The organism is bacterium, assembly GCA_019695305.1.
Lineage (GTDB): Bacteria > UBA10199 > UBA10199 > UBA10199 > JAIBAG01 > JAIBAG01.
This window is the reverse complement of sequence record JAIBAG010000013.1, coordinates 35300-59011: the sequence shown is the minus strand read 5'-3', so window position 1 is coordinate 59011 and position 23712 is coordinate 35300. Positions and strand designations below refer to the sequence as shown.

Genomic DNA, 23712 nt, shown 5'->3' with positions numbered 1-23712 from the left:
TTATTGTGATAAATTGATTCCCTGTGGCGTAGGTAAAAAAACTAAAGGTTCTACTGTAGCTCCCTGCGAACTTTCAAAAGAACGTATAGTAGTAAGACCACTCAGATTTCTTTGTGAAGCCAGTTCATTGCGAATCATTTCTCCTGTTGTGTCTTCAATATTTTTAGCCGCATTCATCACAAACCATGCAGCGTCAAAACCCAAGGCTTCTACACTGGTAGGTTTGTGCGCATTAGCAGTGCTAAAGGCACTCGACACCTGACTTACAAAATCGGATGTCCGATTATTGGAAAAAAGATCTACGTAAAAGCTTTGAGGAAACACATCAAAATTTTGAGCACTCAAACTATCATCATTCCAGGCACTGCCTCCAAAAAGAACCACATTGTTAATAGAGGCATTGCGCAATTGTGGCACAATACGGTTAATGGCACTAAAACTGTCGGGAATAAATAATGCATCAAAAGCCACACTACGGCTGGGGTCGGCCGTAGACGACGATAACTTTAACTCTCTAATAGCATCGGAATAATCGGATGAGGTTGGGTTGTATCCGGCTTTAGCAATAATTTTACCGCCGCCATCTTTTACCCTATTTTCAAAACTGAGCTGCATCTCACGACCATAATTATTTTGGGGATAAAAAATACCAAAAGTTTTGTAGCCACGATTTAGCGCCTGCGTTACAAGAGAATCAATTTGATGAAAAGTATCGTAACCCATTTGGAACACATAAGGATTATCTCGCATCAGCCCGTCTTTTTGAGTGATAGGTAGCAACACCATTTTTAACTCGTTCGCTTTTCGCGCACCAGCCATAGCCTGCTGAGAGGACATAGGGCCAATCACAGCCGATACATTCAGTGACGCCATTTCCGATAAAATACCATCCATCTGATCTACCGAAGTTCCTGAATCACGGATAACCAAATCGATTGAACCCAAAGCACTAGTAACGGGATTGACAAGAGGCAAACATTCGGGAGTTAAACCGGCCGCACATTTTATGCCACGTAAAGCTGCCTCGCCAAAAGGAGCTAGGCTTCCCGAAAGCGGCAACACCACGCCAATTTTAAGTCCACCGCCTAGCATGCTGGTTTTAGCCCCCGCTAAAATGGCCAACATTTTTTTAGCACGCTCGGCAAGTTCATGCCTTGGATAACCACTCACAAAATCTTCCAATTTATTTTTAGCCTTTGTATTTTTGGCATCAAAATAAATTTTAGCAATTTTAAAATCTACATAAGGTCGGGCATAACCACGCGGGTAGGCTTTCATCCAATCGGCAATTTGATCGAGGGGTGTAGCACTATTAACCCACAAATTAACCATTTGCGACGCCATGATTTTAGTAACAATACCTTCTTGCGACAAAGCTTCTAAATCACGGTCGGAGCTATCTTGATATAAATCGAGTAATCTCAAATAGGCATAATCTATTTTATCTTGCTGCACTTTTAGTTTTTTAGCAGTGGTAATAAAAAGTGAAAAATACTGGATTTGCATGCGTGTGGGCAAATCGGCCAAGGTACATTTTTTAATAGCTTCTAAAGAAGACAGATCATCGCCTGCAAGTGAATAGGCCTGAGCACGCAATAGCTGCGCCTTGGCACGGTATTCAGGGTCGGGCGATAAAGTAATAAGTGAATTAAGCTGATTATTGGCATTGCTATAATCTTTTTTAAGAATATAAATTTTCCCTGTTTTATACAAGGCTTCGTCGGTTAAACGATTATGTGGAAATGTTTTAATAAACTCTAAAAGAGCATTAAGAGCAGCATCGTATTCGTGCTTTTTATACAAAGTATCGCCAACGGCAAACGAATCTTGCACAACGGCATTTACTTTTCCCGAATATTCTGGGGCCGGACGCCCTCCTCCACCTCCCGCGCCACAGCCAGCAAGAAAAAAAAGTAAAAAACTAAGTAAAAAACTTTTTATACCAGGGAATTTTTTCAACATAACCATAATAAGGATTACAAAAACTTACTTCTTTTAAAAATTCTTTTTTTAAGCGCTCGGCATCCTTTAATTTTACTTCCTTAAAAAAAATTACCAGGGCCGATTTTTCCCGCGTTCCTGGGTTTTGCATCAAGCCCGCTTGCGCCAAACGTTCTGGTTTATCGCTAATTTTAAGCCTATGCCAGCCCCACGGTGTTGGAAATTCAATGTCAGTTTGCCAATCTTTAGATGTAACAGGGTAATGGCATACCAAAGTACCGTTTTCAACATGAAAGAATGTGCGTACAGGCAGTGTTAAATGTACAAAAGCCTCATATTGTTTTCCTTTAAAGTCTTTCACTGTCCAGGTATAGGTTTCTCCAGGCCAAAAACCCGCCGCGTTATGCACATCTACCTTTTTGGAAGAACCCTTTTTGCCAAAACCATCGCAGGTTAAACACGGGTTTTCTATCACCCGCCCTCGACCTTTACACTTGGTACATTTTTTAGGGAACGAAGTATTGCCGCTTTTGGCTGTAATAGAACCACGGCCAAAGCAGTACGAACAAACACGGTCTATAGCCTGATGACGCGAGCCTTTGCCCTCGCATTGCGGGCATAACTCATAAACAGCAAGAGTCATTTTTTGGTTTAAACCTAAAACAAAAGTAGTAAGTGGCAGTTCTACATTTTGGGGAGCATGAAACCCTAAAATGCGCCCCTGGCTAGAAAAACCAAAAATATCATCAAACACATTGTCTAAATTAACTATTTTATCGGCATACGATTTAGCCTCGTCTATTTCGGTAACATCCGAAAAATTGGCAATGTGCTCCACCAAAAAATTATAGGCATCAAGACAGTCACGGAACTTTTTTTCGGCCTTGATATCGCCAAGATTTCGATCGGGATGATACTTAAGGGCTAATTTACGAAAAGAAGTTTTAAGAACAGAAGGCGAAACCTGATCGTCAATTTCCAAAATTTTAACCGCCCGCTTAAAGTTCAAAAAAACTCCTTATTAATGCACAGTAGGTTCTTCTCCGGCTTCTTTGGCTACCGTTACACTGGCTGGGCGCACCAAACGTTTATTAAGCAAATATCCTTTTCGGTGAACAGTTACCACATTGCCAGGAGGAATGCAGTCTGAGTCTTCATAACCAATAGCTTCTTGAACATGGGGGTTAAACGGAAGACCTTCGCCACTCACCACCTCTACACCGTATTTATCTAATACCGAAACAAATTGTTTAATAACCATGGCCACGCCTTCAATAAAAGGGTCTTTGGCATCACCCTTGCCGGTTTTACCATGAAACACGGTCATTTCTAAATTATCCAAAATGGGAAAAAGCTCATTTAAAATTTTTTCGTTACTGTATTTGGTCATTTCCTCTTTTTCACGCTGCATCCGCTTTTTGGAGTTTTCAAATTCGGCCATCATCCGCAAAGCCTGTTCTTTTTGAAGCGTGGCCATTTCTTGTGCTTTAGCCAGTTCTTCTTCCAGGGTTTTAATCTTGTCTAAAAAGTCTTGAACATCACCAGAGGGAAGAGCTTCGCCGGAACTCAAATCATTTTCGGACGAATCGGATACGGTTTTATTGCCGCCCAAAACATCTTTTAATTCCTGTACTTTATCACCTGCAAAATTATCGACATTCTTTTTCATAATTCCTTAATAATTTCCAATATCGGCACTGTCAAGCCTGCAGAGTAACCCACCCCAACCCTCCCTTAGTCTAAGGGAGGGAGCTTTCTTTTCTCTCCCCCTTAAGTTAAGGGGGAGTTGGAGGGGGTTACTCTCCCTGGAACAAAAGCAACACCGTATTAAGTAACCCAATCCCCTCCCGTGTTAAACAAAAACCATCCGTCGTTATCAACCCTCTCCTCCGCGCTTCATCAACAGCTTTTCCATAAACATCCAACAGTGGCACCCCAAATTTCTCTTCAAAATCGTCTGCCTTAACCCCATCTTCCAAACGCAAACCCATCATCAGATACTCAAACATGGCTGTTTTTTTAGATATCTTTTCTTCTGTATAAAAAGCATCTCCGCAACCCACTGCTTTTTGATATAAATCGGGAGTTTTAACGGTAAACAAACGCTTGGCAAAACAAGCTTCCTCCCCCGTAAAGTATTGCCCATAAGCCCCCGCACCAATGCCTATAAAGGCGCCATAACGCCAGTAGTTTATATTATGGCGCGACTGGTAGCCTGGCTTTGCAAAATTAGATACTTCGTAAGCCATAAAACCGGCTTTCTGCATCTTTTTACGGGTTAGCCAAAACAAATCGTCCTGAAGATCCTGATTGGGCTTTACAGCACGCCCTTCTCTCACCATTTTACCGTAGGGGGCTTCTTCTTCCACCGTAAAGGCATAGGCCGAAAGATGCGGCATGGAATAAGTAAGAATTTTCTCCAGGGTTTTTGTCCACTCATCTAAAGTTTCGCCGGGAAAACCAAAAATAAGATCTACGCTCCAATTTTTAAAACCGGCCTCCATAATATCATCCATAGCCGTTAAGGCATCTTGGGCGGAATGAATACGGCCAAAGCTTTGCAAATACTTTTCGTTTAAATTTTGAACACCCAGAGAGATGCGATTAATACCAGCATCTCTAAAAGCTTTTAGCTTATCGAGTGCAATCGTTTTAGGATTTGCTTCCAGGGTAATTTCAATATCCGATTCAAACCCTACATGCCCTCTTATAAAATCAAGAAGATCACGCACGCCGGAAGGCTCCATTAACGAAGGCGTTCCTCCTCCAAAAAAAATAGTTTTAAGTGGTTGCTTTGGGTAAAAGGGCAGCTTGTGTAAAAAATCTTTTTTAAGCGTCTCGTTATATTCCTTAAATGGAATATTATGAGCTTTACTTGCATACGAATTAAAATCGCAATAAACGCACTTGTACAGACAATAGGGAAAATGAATATAGAGAAACATTAAAAATTATTTTTTTAATTTCTTCTTAGCGGCTTTTTTTTGAGGCTTCTTGGCGGGTTTTTTTAGCTGTTTTTTGGCAGCTTTTACTTTTTTGGCCTTTTTTTCTACTTTTTGCTTTTGCTTTTTCTTTTTCTCGGAACCCTTTGCTTTTTTGGAAGAAGCCTCTGATTCGGAAGTAATTTTTTCTTGGTAATAAGCTTTTAAATCACGTTCAGGTTTTTTGGCACCGGCATGTTTTAAATCTTTACTGCCTAAAACAATACCATCGGGGGCTTTAGTTGCTAAAGGATGACGCTTTTTACCCAACGCCAAAATGTATTTAGCCCCTTCTTTTTGCAAATCGCGCGTGATGTCGTTATAGGCCGCCCGAGAAAACTTGGCCGGGATATCACCCTTTACCACACAATAAAGAGCATCATTTTTTCCCACCCACATCGAATCGGGCTGGAGCAATTCCATACCGCCATCAGTTAAGGTGATCAAATAACCGGCAATAGTACGCTCAATTTTCACCACCCAAAAAGGAACTTCTTCTACTTTAAAATATACGGGTTTATCTTCACCCGTTAAATAGTAAAAGCCTTGGTCGTCGCGTTCGATATTTTTGTATAAAAATTGAATAGTTCGGTCGTGTAAAATGGGAAATTCGCCATGAAACCAGTTACCTTCCCCATCTAATTTAATAACTTCGTCTTCCCGAGCCTTTTTAATGCGGTTTTCCATGCTTACGCTTTTGTAGCAGGATTTAGCCGAAAGACAAGTAATATTGTTAGCTTATCTAGCATTTTTTCAACAATATCCTATTTTTTGGTACCAATTAATGGCTTTTTCATAGCATTTTTCCATGGAAGTGGGCTGATATCCTAACTCGGTCACCGCTTTTTGAATGGATAAATGCTGGCCATATTGAGCAAATCGAATTCCTAAACTTGTTAATTTGGGAATAGAATGAGTCATTCGAGCCATATATTCCGAAAGCAAGGTAGGCACCAAAGCCATTTTAACCGGTACTTTAACTTTAGGCGGCGATACTCCCGCTACCTCACATATTTTTTTAATAGTATCGCCAGTGGTGGTGTTAAAACCTCCCAAAATATAACGTTCGCCCGAACGCCCCTTTTCCATGGCTAGCACATGCCCTTCACCCACATCGGCCACGTTCACCACGTTCATAGGGCACTCGATATAAGCCGGTATCTTTTTATTGATGAGTTGAGGGATAAGGCACAATTCCACTGGTTTAAGCTCGTAGGGCCCAAAACAGCCGGTTGGGTTTACCATCACCACATCCATCTCCCCCTTTAAAGCTGCCTCACGCATACGGGCTTCCATAAGAGGCTTGATGGCAAAGTAAGGGTGAGGCTGTTTGGCCGTTAAATCATAAACACAGGTTTCATCGGCCAGTTCTGTGGAGTGATGCGGTTTGCCAATGGTGGTGAGCGTGCTGGTATACACCATGCGTTTAATACCCACTTTTTTTGCAGCGGTCAGAACCGATTCAATCCCCTGCATGGCACTTTTAAGATGCCCAGGCGTATCAAACATGTTGAGCGGATAATAAGGAGCGGTGTGAAAAAGATGAGTACAGCCTTCCATGGCGCGCGCCAGCGAATCGGTGTCGTACAAATCACCTTTGACGATTTCCACCGTGTTTAAATCTTCTAAATTTTTAGACGGCGTAAGCCCGCGCGAAAACACACGGACAGGAAGCCCACGGGCCACAAGGCTGCGCACCACATGATTACCAATAATACCCGTTGCCCCAATAACAAATGCTTTCATAAAAGCTCCTTGATTTATCCATCCCTAGCATGTTAGGAAGCCAGCGTCATGAACAAAAAAACTCTATACGACAAAGTATGGGAAAACCACGTGGTAACTACACTTCCCGATGGTTCTACCCTCCTCTATATCGATCGTCACTTGGTGCACGAGGTAACAAGTCCTCAGGCTTTTGAAGGCATTAAACTGGCCGGTCGCAAGGTACGCCGTCCCGATTTAACCTTTGCCACCATGGACCATAACGTTCCTACAAAAGACAAAACAAATATTAAAGACGCAATTGCCAAAGCGCAAATTGAAACGCTGGAAAAAAATTGTAACGAAACCGGTGTTACGCTTTATGGCCTTAACTCCGATAAACAAGGCATTGTGCATGTGATTGGCCCCGAATTAGGTATTACGTTACCTGGAGCCACTATTGTTTGCGGTGACTCACACACATCTACTCATGGTGCTTTTGGAGCATTAGCTTTTGGTATTGGCACAAGCGAAGTAGAGCATGTGCTAGCCACACAATGTTTGGTTCAAAAGAAAGCAAAAAACTTTCGTGTAAATTTTATTGGTAAACCGGCCGCCTGGGTAACAGCCAAAGATTTTGTATTAAAACTCATTGGCGAAATTGGAACCGCCGGTGGCACCGGTTATGTATTAGAATTTGCCGGTGAAGCCATACGCAATTTATCCATGGAAGCACGCATGACCATTTGTAACATGAGCATCGAAGCCGGTGCCCGTGCCGGCATGATTGCCCCCGACGAAACAACTTTTGCCTATGTTTCAAATTCTAACCGTCCCTTTGCTCCCAAAGGAAAAAAACTGGAAGAAGCCATTGCCTTTTGGAAAAAACTGGTAAGTGACGAAGGCGCTCATTTTGATCGTGAAATTACCATTGATGTATCCAAAATGGCCCCGCAAGTAACCTGGGGAACCAGCCCGTCGATGGTAACCAGCGTAGATGATATTGTGCCCTTCCCTGATAAAGCCAAAAACGTTACTGCTGGCGATGCCGAAAAAGCACTCGAATACATGGGACTTAAAGCAGGAACCAAAATTACCGACATTACCATTGATACTGTGTTTATTGGCAGCTGTACCAACTCACGCATTGAAGACTTGCGTGCCGCCGCCAACATTTTAAAAGGTAAAAAGGTAAATGGAAAAGTACGCGCTTTAATTGTGCCTGGCAGTGAACAGGTTAAAAAACAAGCCGAGCTTGAAGGTTTGGATAAAATCTTTTTGGAATCGGGCGCCGAATGGCGCGAAGCCGGTTGTAGCATGTGCTTAGCCATGAACCCGGATAAATTAAAACCGCAGGAACGTTGCGCTTCTACCTCTAACCGTAACTTTGAAGGTCGTCAGGGCACAGGCGGACGCACACATCTTGTAGGCCCCGAAATGGCTGCGGCGGCTGCAGTTGCCGGACACTTTGTTGATTTAAGGAATTGGAAATAATATGGAACCATTTAAAACCCATACAGGCATTGTTTCGCTACTCGATCGCGGTAATATTGATACCGACCAAATCATTTCAAAAGAATTTTTGAAATCGATCAAAAAAACCGGTTTTGGAGAATCTCTTTTTGAGCATTGGAAAAGAAAACCGGATGGCAGTCTTAACCCCGATTTTGAACTCAATAATCCTGCCTATAAAGGCACCTCTATTTTGGTTGCCGGCAATAATTTTGGTTGTGGTTCTTCGCGCGAACACGCTGTTTGGGCCATTGCTCAATACGGTTATAAAGTAGTATTAGCCCCTCAAAAGAAAAGTGACGGCGAAATTATTCCCGGCTTTGCCGATATCTTTAAAAACAATTCTTCTAAAAACGGTTTATTGCTTATTGAACTAAGCGAAGAGCAATATGCCACCATTAAAGGTATTGTCTTAAAAAACCCCGGCATTAAAGCTACGGTAAATTTGGAAAACAAAACCGTTTCCTTCCTTACCCAGCCCGAAACAACTTTTTCGTTTTCTATTGATGAAGCCGTGCGTAAAAAATTGCTAGAAGGCCTAGATGACATTGGTATTTCACTCAAATTTACCGATGCCATCGATAAATTTGAAAAGACGCACGAAAACTACAGAGCCGCGTCTTAACTAGTATTAAAGATCTGATGATAAAATCCTTTTCCTATTTTATTCTTTTTGTATTTTTATGCCCTGTTGTTTATGCACAAACAGGATTAGAAATAATTGAAGCTCAAAATAATTCTAATAAGGGATATAAAACCGAATTTATTGCTGGTACTTTTGTTACCACAGAAAAAAACAAAAGCGTTACAGAACGCGGGTTTGAAATTTACCGCGAAGAAAGCGGAAAAACCTTACTTATAGTAACCTCTCCAGACGATGTAAAAGGGGCTAAACTTTTAAGTTTGGGCCAAGATATTCAATGGCTGTATTTGCCATCGTTGGGTAAAACACGAAGACTTGCATCCGGCACCCAAAACGGATTTTTTTTGGGCACCGAATTTACTCATGAAGATTTAGCTCCAAAAAATACCGCTTTGTACGATTATAATTTATTAAAAAATGAAACAATAGGTAACAAAGATTGTACTGTTGTTGAAGCCATCCCGGCACGTACATCCTCCTCTTACTCTAAAACCATTTCGTGGATTACCACCAATACCTATCAAACTTTAAAAACAGAATTTTATGCCAAAAATAACACTCTTTTAAAAACAGCTGTATTTGAGCATTACGCAAGGCTTGAAGGTAAATTTTGGAGACCTTTAGAAGTAACCATGACCGAAACCAAAAGTGGGCGCTTTACCACCATGCGTCTTAAAAGCCACACTATTGGCCAAACATTTCCCGAAAGTACGTTTAAAATGGAGGCTCTAACGCGATGAAATTTTTTACTCTAGCTTTCCTTCTTTTTTTATCGCTTCCGGCATTAGCCCGTGTGGATTACACAGCAACGGCCTCTTTTGAACACCAAAGCTTTTTAAAAAACCGCAATGTTCATTCACACAACGATACCGATACCATTGCCGCCGATATCGACTTAATGTACGGCAATGAAAAAAATATTAAAATTGATCTTCATCCCCGCATTCAAGTGGATGTATTAGATGCAAGTCGTAATCGTTACGATCCTCAAGAAGCTTACTTTTTATACTATACATCTCATCATCAAATTTTAGCTGGCGAAAAAATACGAGAATGGGGCGTTGCTAATTCTTTTAACCCGTCACAGGTATTAAACCGCAAAGATTACGAAACCGACTTTTACAACCCTCCTCTCATGGGCGAGGTGCAAGTGGCGTATCAATATTCTTTAGAAACCCAAGGTGTGTTAAAAAACATCTCGTTTGAAGGCATGTTTTTTCCATTATTTTTAACCACCCCTCTTCCCAACCGTGATACACGTTTTGGCCTACGGGGCCAGGCTAACGGCATTGACTATAGTCTTTTTGAAAATCAGGATAGCCCCAATGGGGCCAATACCTTGGCAGGAGCTTTAGCCATTAAAAGTAATTTTTCTTTTGGCGATGCTTCTCTCTTGTATTATCACGGCCCTCATCACGATCCGGCATATTTACTTATGCTTGATGGAACCGGTGGACTAAGAGTTCGTCCTTTTTATTACACGGCCGACATTATCGCTTTTAATGCCGAAGTACCCTACAAGGGGTTTCGCTTTTATTTTGAAAGTGCCTATACTCATACCGATAACGATAGCGACAAGGCCCATGCCATCAATTTTGAAGGGGGCAATGCTTTGCCCGGCAATTACTTTCAATTTGTACCAGGTGCCGATTACACTTTTTATGGTGTACTGGGCAAAAGCAATGTGACGCTGGCAGCCGAATACTTGGGTGAAGATTCTCACGAATCCAATTTAAAAAACTTTAGACCGTTTAAAAATGATGTATTTTTAGGTGTAACCTGGGATTTTCAAAATAAACTCATGAGTGCCCTTAAGCTTGGAGTTATCAAAGATCTATCCAATGCCGAAACGGCTATTTTGTTTGATGCCGAAACCAAGATTTATAAGGATTTAAAAGCTTCACTAACAGCTCTTATTCTTACACAGGGTGATATTACCTACTCGCCTATTTCGTACTTCGACAACAACTCACGCGTGGGCGCCCAACTTAGCTATACTTTTGGCGGGGAAGTAAAAAAGAAATCGCCACATTAAGTTTTTGGTTTTTTCTGAGTTGTTTTTTTAACAAGATCCACCACAAAATCGGTTTCGTCTCCAGGGATAATGAGCTCACCATGAACAAGCTGAATACATAAAGGATAAGAAAAACCGGAAGAAATAATTTTTGATAAATCTTGAACCGGTTTTTTTTGTGAAATGTTATATTCTTTAAGCCACCACGTTCCAGAACCACCAGACACACCCGACACCAATAATTTCTTTTTATCGGGCATTAACACCGCACAATGAGCTTCCGAACTGGGCTGTAGCTCAAACACTGTTTTCTTGCCATCTTTACTAGTTAATTCCAAAAGATGATTTTGCCTATAAACACCATCAACATCATCCTGTTCAACCATGTTTAAGGTAGCGTCACTACCGGTTAAAAACACTGATTTTTCCTGAGAATACGCAAAAGGAATAAAAAAAACGATATAATGATAAAAAGTTTCTTCACGTTTTATGAAAGGACTACAAAATCAACTTTAGACATAGGAATAAAAATTTCCTTAAACTGGCTGGTAGAAAACCACTTTTTTCCATTGGAAACCGTTTTGATTTCAACAGTTAAACCACCATCATCGGTAGAAATTACTTTTCCTTGAATCTGGATGATCAACTCATCATTATCGACATTGATTTTTGCAAGTGGGGTATTGAGGTTAATGGTTACAGTTTTATTTTTCATATCTAGCCTTTCAGTGGAAGCTCTACCCCCGAAACTTTCAGTTTCGGGATAAGACCCTGTAACAGCACCAAATGCTACGCATTTGCTGCTTAACAGGCTCTAAACTTTTTCATGAGGGTCAAAAAGCTTCTTATATTCATCCAAAGCAAAACGGTCGGTCATACCAGCAATATAATCGCACACAATCCGTTCAATTTTTTCTTTCGAGAGATCTTCTTTTGGCGACCTTGTTTTCTTTTGATATCGTTCCAGAAAATCGGGAGGTAAAATTTTAGAATTGTGTGTGTACGCTTTAAAAAGTTCAGTAATAATCCTCTCGGCTTTATCGGCCATGCGTATCACCCGATAATGCCTGTACATTTTATTCAGCAAAAACCGTTTTAACTCGTGATTTTTCTTTTTAACAGCAGGCGAAAAAGACACGCAGTTAAGCCCTTTTTCTTTTACATCGTCAGAACTCTTAATTTTTTTAGATCCAATATTACGAATAGTTTCTTCCATCAAATCCATCACCAAATAGTTGATGATCATCCTTACCGTCTGTGATATTTGGTGATTGAGATGGTGATCGGGGTATTTCTTTTTAACAATTTGAAAATTATCTTCCCATAACTCAATTGTTTTTAAATCTTTCAGCACAATCATACCCGACTTTAAGCCATCGTCGATATCGTGATTGTTATAGGCAATTTCATCGGCAAAATTAGCCACCTGGGCTTCTAGCGTGGGATAACCCTTGCGTGTAAAAAAAGAACCATCAGGCATGTCGTATTCGGTCACATGTTTGGTAATGCCTTCAAGAACTTCATAGGTGAGATTAAGCCCCGGAAAATCAGGGTAACGGTCTTCTAATAAAGTAACCACACGAAAAGACTGCCGGTTATGCTCAAAACCACCAAACGTTTTCATCAAATGGTTCATCACATCCTGACCCGAATGCCCAAAGGGAGTGTGGCCTAAATCGTGAGCTAGAGAAATACTTTCGGCTAAATCTTCATTGAGTTTGAGTCCCCGAGCAATGGTGCGGGCAATTTGGGCTACTTCTAAAGTATGGGTTAAACGGGTACGATAATAATCGCCCTCGTGATTCACAAAAACCTGGGTTTTATATTCGAGGCGACGAAAAGCACGGGAATGGATAATGCGATCACGATCGCGCTGAAAACGACTTCGTAAGGGATGCTCCTCTTCCTTATACATACGACCGGATGAGTCGAGGCTGGCCACGGCATAGGGTGCCAGATGGGCTTTTTCAAATTTTTCGTATTCGTCCCGTGTTTGAATAGGCATCGGGGCATCATACAAAAGAAACTACATGACGGCCAGATATTTATGGACCTGAGGAATTACCCGGATGCGAGGGCCAAATTTTTGGGAAAACCGGCGCGCCTTTAAAAGCGCTTCTTGAAGATTTATGCTTCTCAGCGGTGATACCGGCTGAAAAACAACAGGAAGTTCGGGATATTTGTTAAAAAGCGTTTCCAGATGCCCCTCTTCTTCAGGGGTCATTTTTTCGTTAAATACAATTTTGGCATAAACCTTATGGGGTAATGTTTGTTCCAAAAACAAATCATGCTCTTTCCAATAGGGTTTTTCTCCGCTTGAAGAAGGAAGCTTAATATCCATGCTGGCCATATCCACGTATTGCTTAATAAGTTTAAAGGCTTCCACCTCTATTCCACTGGTTTCCAAAAGAATTTGGTACTGGGTTTTTAGCGTAGGAAGCCATGCTTCCAAAAACTCTACCTGCTCTAGTGGTTCACCACCGGTAATAGCTATGGATTGAAGTTTAAAAGAAGAAAGCGTGGCGTTGAGTTCTTCCACACCATATTCCAAAGCATGATTTTCAAATTCTTGAGTATAAGGAAAAACTTCAACACGTGATTTTGTAATCGCGTGATGCGTGAGGGGCGTATCACAATAGGAGCATTTGAGTTTACAGCCATGAAAACGTACAAAAATTTGTTCAATTCCCAACCACAAGCCCTCCCCCTGAACGGAGGAAAAAATTTCGATGATACGGCCTTTCACTGAACCCCTCTTACTTTGGTACAGGCTTTAGTCACACCCGCTATTTCTTCGGCATAACGGTTCATCACCGCGCGGGCAAAGGCCTGCGGGTTAATACCAAAATCATTTAAGCCTTGGGTGAGTACAGGTGTATTGTTACTATTAATATTGATGCCGGTATGAATCACACACGATACGGGCGTAGTAGTGGCAATAGAAACCGTGAGCTTATATTCATCTAAATAAAGATCATCCCCACGACGTACAATCTTTTGGTCTAATTGATCGAGAAGTTCCGTTTGTATCAGCGAAATCAGAAGTCGCTGACGTAACACCATGCGCTCCAAATCCATATCAAAATGTTCAACAATGAAATGAAGCATGCTTTCCGAATAAATACTTTTTTTAGCAATCACATCTTCCAAATCTACCATGTGATCAAGCTTAACATCACAAGGGCCAATAAAGGCCACAATCCCGTCGCCATATAACCCCGTATTATTTAAAATAAAATGGGAGCGCAACTGCGAGCCATTGTAAGCTGTTTCTTTTTCTATAAAATGGATATTCAAAACAAAACCTCCATAGAAGCACTAGCCCCGGCCGACTTGAGGGCACGCTTAAGACGCAAACACGATTCACAAACCCCACACATTTTTTGTTCGGCCTGATAACAACTCCACAAGAGATCGAGGGGAACGTCATTTTTAAGAAGCCATTTAACAATTTCTGTTTTATTTTTATCTCCCATGGGCGCCATCACTTTTACCTGATTGAGTGTAGAATAAGCCAATGCCTGATTACTTTTTTCAACAAAAGCTAAAGAGTTATCAGGAAAAGTAACGGCCTCTTCAGCATTAAAACCCACAACCAGCATATTAGCCATTTTTTCCTCGGCAAGAGAGGCTGTCACATTAATAAACACACCATTACGGTTGGGAATCCACACTTGTTTGGCCGTATTTTTAGTAATGTTCACATTATCCAAATCATTTTCGCTAAGAGCCGGCAACATTACTTTTTTGTCAATTAATCCCTGCCCAGTCATTCCTTTAAACCACGTCAACTCAATAATACGGTGATTTACCTCGTAACGTTCGCATATTTTCTTAGCTACTGCCATTTCTTGAGGAGCAGCAAACTGCCCATAATCAAAAGTAACGGCACAAACAATATCGGTATTTTCGCGTGCCCAATGAAATGAAGCATATGAATCAAGACCGCCCGACAAAAGAGTAATGGATGATGGATGAGATGTTTTCATATTTATTTTTTTTCAAATAAAATGATTCCAGACGGATTAGCCTTGTTGGCAAATTCTACTTTTTGTATTTCCCAACCATAGCCCAATGAAATAAGTTCTGCATGCACACGACCTTCACCCCTACTTCCATAAATGGTAATAAAAAAATGAGCCAGCCCACCATTGAGAGCGCCTCTTATACGTCCGGTTGGAAACCAGCCAAAGCCTTCAATCTCACCCACTTGGGTCTTAATGTCGGGACTATCTTGTATAAAGCGAATACTTTTTTGATAAGGTTCAGATCGAATTATGGATGTACGAACTATTAGTAAAATTCCCGATACCAGAAGCAAAACAAATAATAGAATAGCCGAAACAAGCATCACGATAATTTTTACATCCATTATTTATTCATACAGAAAAAAAACAAGGCCCGCAAGTCGCACTTTCGTACGCCTTACAGGCCTTTTTAGAGGGAGGTAGCTTGTTATAGGTTAAGCAGCCTTCTTGGTGATGGTTTTTAACTTCTTTTCCAAATTCACCACTTTACGGTTTAAAGCGTCTACTTCTTCTTGAGAAGGAATGCTTAAAACCTGAAGTACTTGCTTTTTGGTACTTAAAGCTTTGTCTTTAGCAAATTCCACAATGTTGGAATCTTGTAATTTGTCGATAATTTGATCAATATTGCCACGCACTTCTTTTAAAACAGTGTTAGCAGCTTTAAGGTCAAACTTTTTAAGCTTGGCTACTACATCATCGGCCAAGGTTTTAAGTTCAGCGGTTAATTCGTCCTTCTTTTCGCTGGCTTTAGAATAAATATCTAATCCGCCCAACTTGTTTAAAACTTCATCCAAGTTTTTACGGATAACCTTGCTCGATTTTTCACCACGCTTCATCAAGCGTTCGACGGCTTTTTCTACTTCGCCTTCCAGCTTTTCCAAAACCTTATTCACTTGAGTTAAACGTTCTTTAAAAAAATCAGTCTTAATGTTTCTTTTTGCCATAAATTACTCCTCTAAATGATTTGGGGGATAATTCCCCTGTTATTAAATTTCCCCCCCAGCGGAATTACGGGTAACACGTTGCGTCAAAGATTGTCAACCATAAATTAACGCATTGCATAATTTTGTGTATACAACTGATAATATCTTAAGACAGGAAAAACTAATAGAATGGGAAAGACGTTTAAAGTTAATTAATAAATATATATTTATCAAATACTTATACGTGTTTTAAAATCAATAACTTTAAGCTCAATAGAAGTGCGATTGTTAAAGGTATTTTTTTGGCAATGGAAGGCTACATCCATAAAAGGAGCTAACAAGGGAAGCGCTTCGGCCTTTCCAAAAGCAATAGCGCCATAAAAAAATGGTTTATCTTTTTCCTTAAATTTTAATTTGAGGTGCTTCTCTCCCACCACGCGCGCTTCCTGCGGAACTAGTCCACGGGCACTAAAAACAGGTTCGGGGTTACCGTTACCAAAGGGGGCTAAACGATTAAGCTCATTCCAAAACGCAAGCGTCATTTCCGACAAAGACAATTCGCCATCTAAGGCAAGCCCCACCTGAGGCGGGTTTTCCTTATTTTTATTAAACACAATCTGATCCAGCTTTTCCTCAAACAACGCTTTATTTTTAGCCGTAATCGTCAACCCACTAGCTGCCATGTGACCACCGCACTTTAAAACCAAATCTCCACAAGCCCGGATAGACTCCGTAATATTGATACCACCAAAAGACCGAGCCGATCCTTTTAAATGATCACCACCCACAGTATCGGGTGCCATAACTATAAAGGGTTTTTGATATTTGTTCATCAGACGACTAGCTACAATTCCAACCACACCCGGATGCCAGTTTTGTGAAAAAAGAACCACAGCCGACCGCTTTTGATAGACAGTATCACTTTCGTACATGGCCATAGCCTCAGCCACAATCCCCTTTTCAATTTCACGACGTTCAAAATTAGCCTTGTCTAGCTCACTGGCTAATCTTCTGGCTTCGGCTTCATCCCTACTAATCAGCATTTTTACACCGGTAGAAGCCTCATATAAACGCCCACAAGCATTAAGCCGTGGCCCCAAATAAAACCCAAGAGCCTGAGCATCTACTGGAACGCTCACTTTAGCCACATCCATAAGGGCTTTAAGCCCTTTCCATTCGGTACGGGCCATTTGCTCCATGCCGTAACGTACAAAAATGCGGTTTACACCCATTAAAGGCATTACATCGGCTACCGTAGCTAGCGCTACCAAATCGAGATACTTTCTTAAGTTTGGCTCGTGCCTCTCTTTAAAATAGCCTTCCTCCCTTAGCCTCATGCGAAGCGCCATCATCAGATTATAGGCAACACCCGCTCCACAAATTTCTTTAGCCGGATAATCACAGTCGCGCCGTTGTGGATTCACTACCGCCAAGGCCTGCGGAATGCTTGGTGGGACCTCGTGATGATCGGTTATAATCACATCGAGATTTAATGTGTTTGCAAAATCAATGGCGCCATGTGCTGCAATAGCGTTATCAACGGTAATCACTAAACCGGCGCCTTCTTCTTTTAATTTTTGGAGTGCCGCATTGTTAAGTGAATACCCTTCCCGCACACGGTGCGGCACATAAAAAGAAACCGGATGTCCTAACTCGTTAAAAAAATGCCATAACAAACTGGTAGATACCGTCCCATCCACATCGTAATCGCCGTAAATAACAATTTTTTCCTTTTTATAAATGGCCTGCACAATACGCAAAACGGCTTTATCCATATCCTTTAATAAAAACGGGTTAGGCAAGTGGGATAAATTAGAATTTAAAAAAGCATCCACTGCATCGGGCGTAGTAAGCCCACGATTAACAAAAAGCCTAGCTAAAAGAGGGCTAATATGAAGGTTATGAACAAGATTGTGAATGAGGGTATCGGAGGCAGGTTTTATAAACCATTCCTTGGTCATTTTTTATAACGGCTAGCATCCGCCAAAAGCCCCTTGTGGGGAAATAGTTTTTGCATCCATAAATAGATGGGAGACGCAATAAACATAGACGAATAACTTCCCACAATAACACCAATAATCATAAAAAAAGCAAAGTCGTGTATAACTCCACCACCAAAAATAAAAAGCACAATCATGGAAAACAAAACAGTTAAGTGGGTAATAATAGAACGTGACAAAGTTTCATTAAGAGAACGGTCAATAATATCTACTAAAGGAACGCCCGCTGGCAGTTTTTTCAAATTTTCGCGCACACGATCATAAATAATAATGGTGTCATTATTAGAATAACCAATAAGCGTTAACACCGCCGTTAAAATAGTAAGGTTAAATTCTTTTCCTAAAAATACAAAAAGACCAAGCGCAAAAATAGTATCGTGAGCCAAAGCCGCAATAGCGCCGGGTGAGAATAAGAAATCAAAACGCCAGCCAATATACACCAAAATAAGCGCCAACGATAACACGACAGCCATCAATCCCTTTTGCCTTAACTCGGCTCCTACTTTAGGCCCCACTGTTTCTTCCGATAACAAAGTGATTTTTTGGGTGGATAACTCTTGGGTTAATTTATCGGTAACTTCCTTGGCTGTATCTTTATTTTCAAGCGTTCTCACTTTAATGAGGTAAGAATTATCTTTAGCATCGCCAAAACGCACCACTTCGGCATCGGCCAAATTTATTTTTTCAAGAGCCCTTCTAATATCGGAATCGCCAATAGGATTTGAAAATTTATAGACCAGCTTCACACCCCCCATAAAGTCGATACCATAATTAAAGCCCTTATTTACCATGGCGTACACACCCAAAATCACAAAAACAAGCGATAACACCATAAAATAGTTCCTAAACTGCATGAACGGAAAATGGAACTTGGTAGTAGATGGAGGAATAGTAATTTGTTTCATATTAGAACCTATATAGTAATCTGCTTTACCTTTTTAACATGCACATAATAATCGTAAATTAAACGTGTCACCGTAATAGCTGTAAACATAGTGGTCACAATTCCAATCATGAGGGTTGTGGCAAAACCCTTAATAGAACCCGTACCAAACTGATACAACACCACACCAGCAATAAGCGTTGTCACGTTCGAATCGATAATGGCCGACATCGCATGACCGTAACCGTTTTCAATAATGGCGCGTGCCGAGCGATCGGCGCGTATTTCTTCGCGCATGCGCTCAAAAATAATAATATTGGCATCCACCGCCATCCCCAAAGTAAGCACAATCCCGGCAATACCAGGAAGGGTTAACGAAGCCTGAAGAAGTGCCATGATAGCCAAAATAAAAATCATGTTAAGCACCAAACCTACGGTAGAAACAATACCGCCCAGTTTGTAATACAACACCATGAATATAATGATAACTACAGTAGCCACTACAACCGACATCATACCCTGATTAATGGAATCGAGCCCAAGCGACGGGCCCACTACCGTTTTACTGGCTACAGTAAGAGTGGCCGGCAAAGCGCCTTCACGTAAAACCAAGGCTAAATCATCGGCTTCTTTAAGCAGGTTTTGATAATCGCCATAGCCCAGAGTAATTTGAGCCTCACCATTCATAATGGCCGTTTGAATAACGGGTGCCGAAAAAACAACACCATCTAAAACAATAGCAAGCCTTTTACCCACGTTCTTTTTTGTAAGTTCTCCAAAATTAGTTGTTCCCACCTTGTTAAACGATAGCGACACATGAGGCTCGTTGTTGTTTACTCCCACCTGGGCATTACGCAACATATCGCCTGTTACCTCAGCGCGTGTTTTTAAAAGAAGTGGAGCACCACCAATAATTTCTTTGGTAACCGGATCGCGACGTAATTCAAACACCACTTCGGTTCCCTCAGGAATTTTGCCTTTTAATTGCACATTAATTTTATCAACATCCTCTTTAGTATAACCTTCTTTTATTCCTGCTTCTTCACGGGCCTTAGCAACAAGACCTGCTAATCCGTCGCCCAAGCTATCGTCCACCATCTTAAATTCTAAAAGAGCTGTTTTGCGAATGAGGTCAATAACACGAGTAGGATCGTCAATACCGGGTAACTCCACAATAAGACGATCGCTGCCCTGTTGTATAATAGAAGCTTCCGAAACTCCATAACGATCGATACGATTACGCACCGATTCTACAGCCTGCTTAAGAGTGTTGTCGGTAATATATTTTTCGTATTTTTTGGTAAGCGTTAAATTATAAACCGTGGTGTTGGTATCGGGAGCTTCTCCCCTTGCTATAGAAAACACATCATTAAAGTTTTCTTTTAAAAGAGCATCCATTTCGGAAGCTTTAGCAGCGGGAAATTCAAGCGTTGCTCTTTTTTCACCTTTAAAGCTGTTAACTTTTACCGGTTCAATTTTATCTTTAGATTGGCGTTCAATTTCGAGAGTTAAAATATCGATACGGTTATCGATGGCTTCGTCTACAGCAATCAACATTTCCAAATAAAGGCCCCCTCTTAAATCGAGACCCAAATTGATGGATTTTTCCGGAAACAACTTGGCCCATGCCGGTTTTTTATCGGCATCCGGAAAACGAGTTTTAAAATTAAACAAGGTTGGTACCAAGAGGTAAACCGATAAGATTACGGCAAATACGGTTCCCCAGGTTTTCCATTTCCAGGTTGAGTTCATATTACTTTTTCTCGGGTGTTGGTAGGTTAGTTACGGCATTCACATGCGCGCGTTCCATTTTAACAGTAAGGCTGCCAGCAATTTGCAGCATGATGGTGCTATCGGTAATATCGGTAATTTTTCCGTAAATACCACTGGTGGTCACCACTTCATCGCCGCGTTTTAAATTATCTAACATCAACTTGCGCAATTTTTGTTGCTTTTGCTGAGGGCGTATCATGAGGAAATAAAAAATAACAAACATAATAAGGATGGGAGCAATCATCCCCAAAACACCACCTTGAGGTCCGGGGGCTGCAGCGTCCTGTGCCCATGCTGTAGAGATAAGTAGATTCATCATAAGTTCCTTTTTCTAAAAAAATCTTTTTTAAATTCAACAAATTGCCCGTTCTGAAGCGACGTGCGGACTCGTTGTAGCAAATTAAGATAGTAATGTAAATTATGAATTGTATTGAGAACTGCCGAGAGAATTTCCTTCCCCATTTGCAGATGACGGAGGTATGCCCGGGTATAATTTTTACAAGTGTAACAAGTGCAACCCTCTTCAATAGGCTTTTGATCTTCTGTGTACTGGGATTGTTTAATCTGAATAAAACCGGTATCGGTAAACAGCATGCCGTTGCGCGCGTTGCGTGTAGGAATCACACAATCAAACATATCAATCCCCATATCAATGCAGGTGATAATGTTTTCGGGCATTCCTACGCCCATCAAGTAATGTGGCAAATGGGCCGGGATAAGCGGCGTGATGTAATCGGCCATTTCATACATTTGAGGAATGGGTTCTCCCACAGACAATCCACCAATGGCCATGCCTGCAAATTTTTTACCGCCCTCTTCCATAGCTAACAATTCTTCCAGAGAGCGTTTACGTAAATCTTTGTACATCCCGCCCTGAATAATGCCAAACAGAGCCTGATCATCGCGTGTTTTACATTTAAGAGAGCGTCTCTCCCAATCCATCGATCGCGCCAGTGATTCTTCAGCTGCCGTATAAGAAGCAGTCCCTTCCAGACACTCGTCAAAAGCCATAATGATATCAGCCCCTAAATTTTCCTGGATGGCGATGGATTTTTCGGGCGTCATAAAATGTTTTTCGCCATCGATATGCGATTGGAAATGCACACCTTCATCGGTCACTTTGGCAAGCTTGGTATTTTGTGTGGGAGGGTTCGCTTCGTCTTTGGGAACAGGACGCTCTTCACGGCCCAAACTAAACACCTGAAAGCCACCACTATCAGTCAGCATGGGCCCATTCCAATTCATAAATTTTGGCAGCTGGCCCATTTTTTTAATCAGTTCATCACCAGGTCGTAAAAATAAATGATACGTATTACCCAAAATAATTTCGGCGCCCATGGCCTTAAGCTCTTCTGGGCGCATCGATTTAACGGTGGCATGCGTGCCCACCGGCATAAACACAGGCGTGTTGATAATTCCGCGTGGCGTGGTGATTTTACCTAAGCGAGCGCGTGTATCGGTAAAGGTTTTTAAAACTTCAAACTTAAAAGACATAGGAGAGGCCTTTTAAGATGGGAAATCCGTTTTGGGAAGGATTAATTTGAACTTAATTGATATGATCGAATCCTGCTAAAAATTGCTTCTAAAGACATACTTTCCGCCAGGCGGTCACGATACAAATTAGGTGCCCCAAAAGCAAAAACCATTTCGGGGTTAAAAAGAGAAGGAGCCTGAAAGGATGTCAGATAAGGCGCAATCGCCTGCTGAATGGAAGGCGGGAAATCTCCCTTTGTTGTTCCATTATAGGCAAGCCACAAAAGCAGCAAATAATTTTTTTGTCCGTAATGAGTGCTAAAATCGAAAGGAATTTTTTGCAGTGCTGCAATACGTTCTTGGGGTGTTTTTGTACTATCGGTAAGTGTATAAAATAATTTTTTATCTTCTTCACGTAAATGCTGATCGTTTACTCTTAAAAAATAATCAAATAAATCAACTTTTGCTTTAAGAGGAACATGATCGGGATGTGTAAATAAATTCCAAAGGGCTACATCCCCACCGGGTAAGTTTGATAAAACAGCAATCACCGTTTCTGGGTTCCCCTCTTTTAAACGATTAAAGCCTCCCTGTATCTGCGTTTGCGCCGACTCTACAAATAATTTATCGGCCGTAGGATATAACAAGGCTGCTAAAGCATAAGTATATTCATTTTTATTTGGATACATGAGGGCGTTTTGAACAAGTTGTGGAACAAGATGAGCTACGTGAGCACCACCATCTAAAAGAGCTAAAGCCTGCACTTGTACACGAACACAATTGAAGCGAGTGCCTTCAATGCAAATAAATGAGTCTTTACCTAATGCATTAATAAAAAGCGATTCATCGCAGCTATTGATGGAGAAATCATCCGCTTGTCTTGTTTGGTCAGATCCCGGATATGGTGATACTGGTGTAACGTCGCCCATACCTTAGTTATCGGTAAAGAACGGGAAAAGTTGCTGATGTAAATTCTTAATAAAATCAAAAGTCTACGTTAACATCACCTTCTGGGGCACTTAATCCCAGTGTGTCACATACTTCTTCATCGCTATAACTGCTAGAGGCCATATCCAATTCGTTAGCATCGTAATTATCGCCGTCATAGGTATAAAAACCATCTACACTACCTTCGTCTTCGTCTAAAGTAAGATTCATTCCCAACGAATAAGTAGTACCCGATTTTGTTACCGTTAAATTGCTAGCGCTCAGTTTAGAGATGCCACTCGTAAAATAACCATAAGCATCGTAGTTTTCACTCACGGCTAAACTTGACGAACCGCTAATACGGGCATGATCGGTACAATTATCGTATTCAAAATCAACATCACAACCCGACATCATCATAGATAAGTTTCCTGTAACCTTTACGCCGCTACTACCACCAACACCCCTAAGCGTACCCGTCACCTTCACCGTACCACCATTATCGCATGTGTAACTTTCATTAATAGGTACCGTCAAACTTTCGCTTTTGGTAAAAGATTTTTTAATACTTGTTTGTACCGAACGGCTAATAACCATGGACACACCAGTATCGGCCCCAGCTGACGATCCACCATCTTCAGCATCGATGACAGCTTTTGTGTAATAATAATAGATGGCACTAGCTGGCCCACCGGTTTTATCGATCACATCAAATGATTGAGTAGTAGTAAGAGTATCAAAATCTATCGTATCTACACTACCACCACCACCGCCGCCGCAAGCAATAAAGGTAGTCATTAAACTAAGCGCTGTAAAAATTTTAAATTTCATAATTTATTCTCCATTTATAATAGAAAGCTCGTGAGCGTATGTTATCGGTAAAGCTTTTAAAAAGTTGTGTGGGAAAGAT

25 protein-coding genes are annotated in these 23712 nt (G+C 41.1%); 4 read left to right on the top strand and 21 right to left on the bottom strand.

Translation table 11 applies throughout. From position 1 onward, the window contains the following. From K1X76_07510 to K1X76_07485, 6 genes are all read right to left on the bottom strand, one after another. A complete protein-coding gene (locus K1X76_07510) occupies window positions 1–1962 on the bottom strand; it encodes a penicillin-binding protein activator (GenBank protein MBX7148920.1) in 1962 nt (653 codons plus the stop codon). Continuing rightward, entirely contained in the window at window positions 1922–2950 is a 1029-nt protein-coding gene (locus tag K1X76_07505) for a DnaJ domain-containing protein (protein ID MBX7148919.1), read from the bottom strand. The genes K1X76_07510 and K1X76_07505 overlap by 41 nt, the downstream gene beginning before the upstream one ends. 12 nt (window positions 2951–2962) lie before the next feature. Further along, entirely contained in the window at window positions 2963–3610 is a 648-nt protein-coding gene (locus K1X76_07500; protein MBX7148918.1) for a nucleotide exchange factor GrpE, read from the bottom strand. A 127-nt stretch (window positions 3611–3737) separates the two neighbouring features. Next, entirely contained in the window at window positions 3738–4886 is a 1149-nt protein-coding gene (gene hemW, locus K1X76_07495) for a radical SAM family heme chaperone HemW (GenBank protein MBX7148917.1), read from the bottom strand. Window positions 4887–4892: 6 nt separating this feature from the next. Further along, window positions 4893–5609 (bottom strand): DUF1285 domain-containing protein, encoded by a 717-nt coding sequence (locus K1X76_07490; protein ID MBX7148916.1) that lies wholly within the window; start codon window positions 5607–5609, stop codon window positions 4893–4895. 66 nt (window positions 5610–5675) lie between these two features. After that, window positions 5676–6668, bottom strand: coding sequence for an NAD-dependent epimerase/dehydratase family protein (locus K1X76_07485; GenBank protein MBX7148915.1), 993 nt, complete (start codon window positions 6666–6668; stop codon window positions 5676–5678). Window positions 6669–6716: 48 nt separating this feature from the next. Here K1X76_07485 and leuC point away from each other — a divergent pair, with 48 nt between their 5' ends. The 4 genes from leuC to K1X76_07465 are packed head-to-tail and all read left to right on the top strand — an operon-like array spanning window position 6717 to window position 10816. Further along, window positions 6717–8120: a 3-isopropylmalate dehydratase large subunit gene (gene leuC, locus K1X76_07480; protein MBX7148914.1), complete on the top strand. Its 1404-nt coding sequence runs from the start codon at window positions 6717–6719 to the stop codon at window positions 8118–8120. Window position 8121: 1 nt separating this feature from the next. Then, window positions 8122–8763 (top strand): 3-isopropylmalate dehydratase small subunit, encoded by a 642-nt coding sequence (gene leuD, locus K1X76_07475; GenBank protein MBX7148913.1) that lies wholly within the window; start codon window positions 8122–8124, stop codon window positions 8761–8763. Between the two features lie 17 nt (window positions 8764–8780). Next, complete coding sequence (locus K1X76_07470; protein ID MBX7148912.1) at window positions 8781–9521, top strand: outer membrane lipoprotein-sorting protein; 741 nt, start codon at window positions 8781–8783, stop codon at window positions 9519–9521. Then, entirely contained in the window at window positions 9518–10816 is a 1299-nt protein-coding gene (locus K1X76_07465; GenBank protein ID MBX7148911.1) for a hypothetical protein, read from the top strand. The genes K1X76_07470 and K1X76_07465 overlap by 4 nt, the downstream gene beginning before the upstream one ends. Here K1X76_07465 and K1X76_07460 read toward each other — a convergent pair. The 15 genes from K1X76_07460 to K1X76_07390 all read right to left on the bottom strand — a co-directional run bounded on the left by K1X76_07460 (window position 10813) and on the right by K1X76_07390 (window position 23633). After that, the gene (locus K1X76_07460; GenBank protein MBX7148910.1) at window positions 10813–11214 is read right to left on the bottom strand and encodes a hypothetical protein; all 402 of its coding nucleotides are present in this window, start codon (window positions 11212–11214) and stop codon (window positions 10813–10815) included. The two genes, K1X76_07465 and K1X76_07460, sit on opposite strands and share 4 nt — an antisense overlap. 68 nt (window positions 11215–11282) lie before the next feature. Further along, window positions 11283–11510 (bottom strand): hypothetical protein, encoded by a 228-nt coding sequence (locus K1X76_07455; protein MBX7148909.1) that lies wholly within the window; start codon window positions 11508–11510, stop codon window positions 11283–11285. A 99-nt stretch (window positions 11511–11609) separates the two neighbouring features. After that, on the bottom strand, window positions 11610–12800 hold the full coding sequence (locus K1X76_07450) for a deoxyguanosinetriphosphate triphosphohydrolase (GenBank protein ID MBX7148908.1): 1191 nt from the start codon (window positions 12798–12800) through the stop codon (window positions 11610–11612). 21 nt (window positions 12801–12821) lie between these two features. Then, a complete protein-coding gene (locus K1X76_07445) occupies window positions 12822–13541 on the bottom strand; it encodes a 7-carboxy-7-deazaguanine synthase QueE (GenBank protein MBX7148907.1) in 720 nt (239 codons plus the stop codon). Beyond that, window positions 13538–14092 carry a DUF366 family protein gene (locus K1X76_07440; protein ID MBX7148906.1) on the bottom strand — a complete coding sequence of 185 codons (555 nt, stop codon included), beginning with the start codon at window positions 14090–14092 and terminating at the stop codon, window positions 13538–13540. Before K1X76_07440 ends, K1X76_07445 begins: the two co-directional genes overlap by 4 nt. Beyond that, window positions 14089–14784 carry a 7-cyano-7-deazaguanine synthase QueC gene (queC, locus tag K1X76_07435; GenBank protein ID MBX7148905.1) on the bottom strand — a complete coding sequence of 232 codons (696 nt, stop codon included), beginning with the start codon at window positions 14782–14784 and terminating at the stop codon, window positions 14089–14091. Before queC ends, K1X76_07440 begins: the two co-directional genes overlap by 4 nt. A 2-nt stretch (window positions 14785–14786) precedes the next feature. Then, the gene (locus K1X76_07430) at window positions 14787–15167 is read right to left on the bottom strand and encodes a hypothetical protein (GenBank protein MBX7148904.1); all 381 of its coding nucleotides are present in this window, start codon (window positions 15165–15167) and stop codon (window positions 14787–14789) included. A gap of 90 nt (window positions 15168–15257) precedes the next feature. Further along, on the bottom strand, window positions 15258–15767 hold the full coding sequence (locus tag K1X76_07425) for a hypothetical protein (protein MBX7148903.1): 510 nt from the start codon (window positions 15765–15767) through the stop codon (window positions 15258–15260). Between the two features lie 209 nt (window positions 15768–15976). Beyond that, complete coding sequence (recJ, locus tag K1X76_07420) at window positions 15977–17707, bottom strand: single-stranded-DNA-specific exonuclease RecJ (protein ID MBX7148902.1); 1731 nt, start codon at window positions 17705–17707, stop codon at window positions 15977–15979. Beyond that, window positions 17704–18651, bottom strand: coding sequence for a protein translocase subunit SecF (gene secF / locus K1X76_07415; GenBank protein MBX7148901.1), 948 nt, complete (start codon window positions 18649–18651; stop codon window positions 17704–17706). Before secF ends, recJ begins: the two co-directional genes overlap by 4 nt. An 8-nt stretch (window positions 18652–18659) precedes the next feature. Then, complete coding sequence (secD, locus tag K1X76_07410; protein MBX7148900.1) at window positions 18660–20381, bottom strand: protein translocase subunit SecD; 1722 nt, start codon at window positions 20379–20381, stop codon at window positions 18660–18662. Window position 20382: 1 nt separating this feature from the next. After that, window positions 20383–20721 carry a preprotein translocase subunit YajC gene (yajC, locus tag K1X76_07405; GenBank protein MBX7148899.1) on the bottom strand — a complete coding sequence of 113 codons (339 nt, stop codon included), beginning with the start codon at window positions 20719–20721 and terminating at the stop codon, window positions 20383–20385. Then, window positions 20718–21896 (bottom strand): tRNA guanosine(34) transglycosylase Tgt, encoded by a 1179-nt coding sequence (gene tgt, locus K1X76_07400; protein MBX7148898.1) that lies wholly within the window; start codon window positions 21894–21896, stop codon window positions 20718–20720. Before tgt ends, yajC begins: the two co-directional genes overlap by 4 nt. 41 nt (window positions 21897–21937) lie before the next feature. After that, window positions 21938–22804 carry a hypothetical protein gene (locus K1X76_07395; GenBank protein ID MBX7148897.1) on the bottom strand — a complete coding sequence of 289 codons (867 nt, stop codon included), beginning with the start codon at window positions 22802–22804 and terminating at the stop codon, window positions 21938–21940. 55 nt (window positions 22805–22859) lie between these two features. Continuing rightward, window positions 22860–23633, bottom strand: a complete 774-nt coding sequence (locus K1X76_07390) for a hypothetical protein (GenBank protein ID MBX7148896.1) — start codon at window positions 23631–23633, stop codon at window positions 22860–22862. Window positions 23634–23712: the final 79 nt, after the last annotated feature.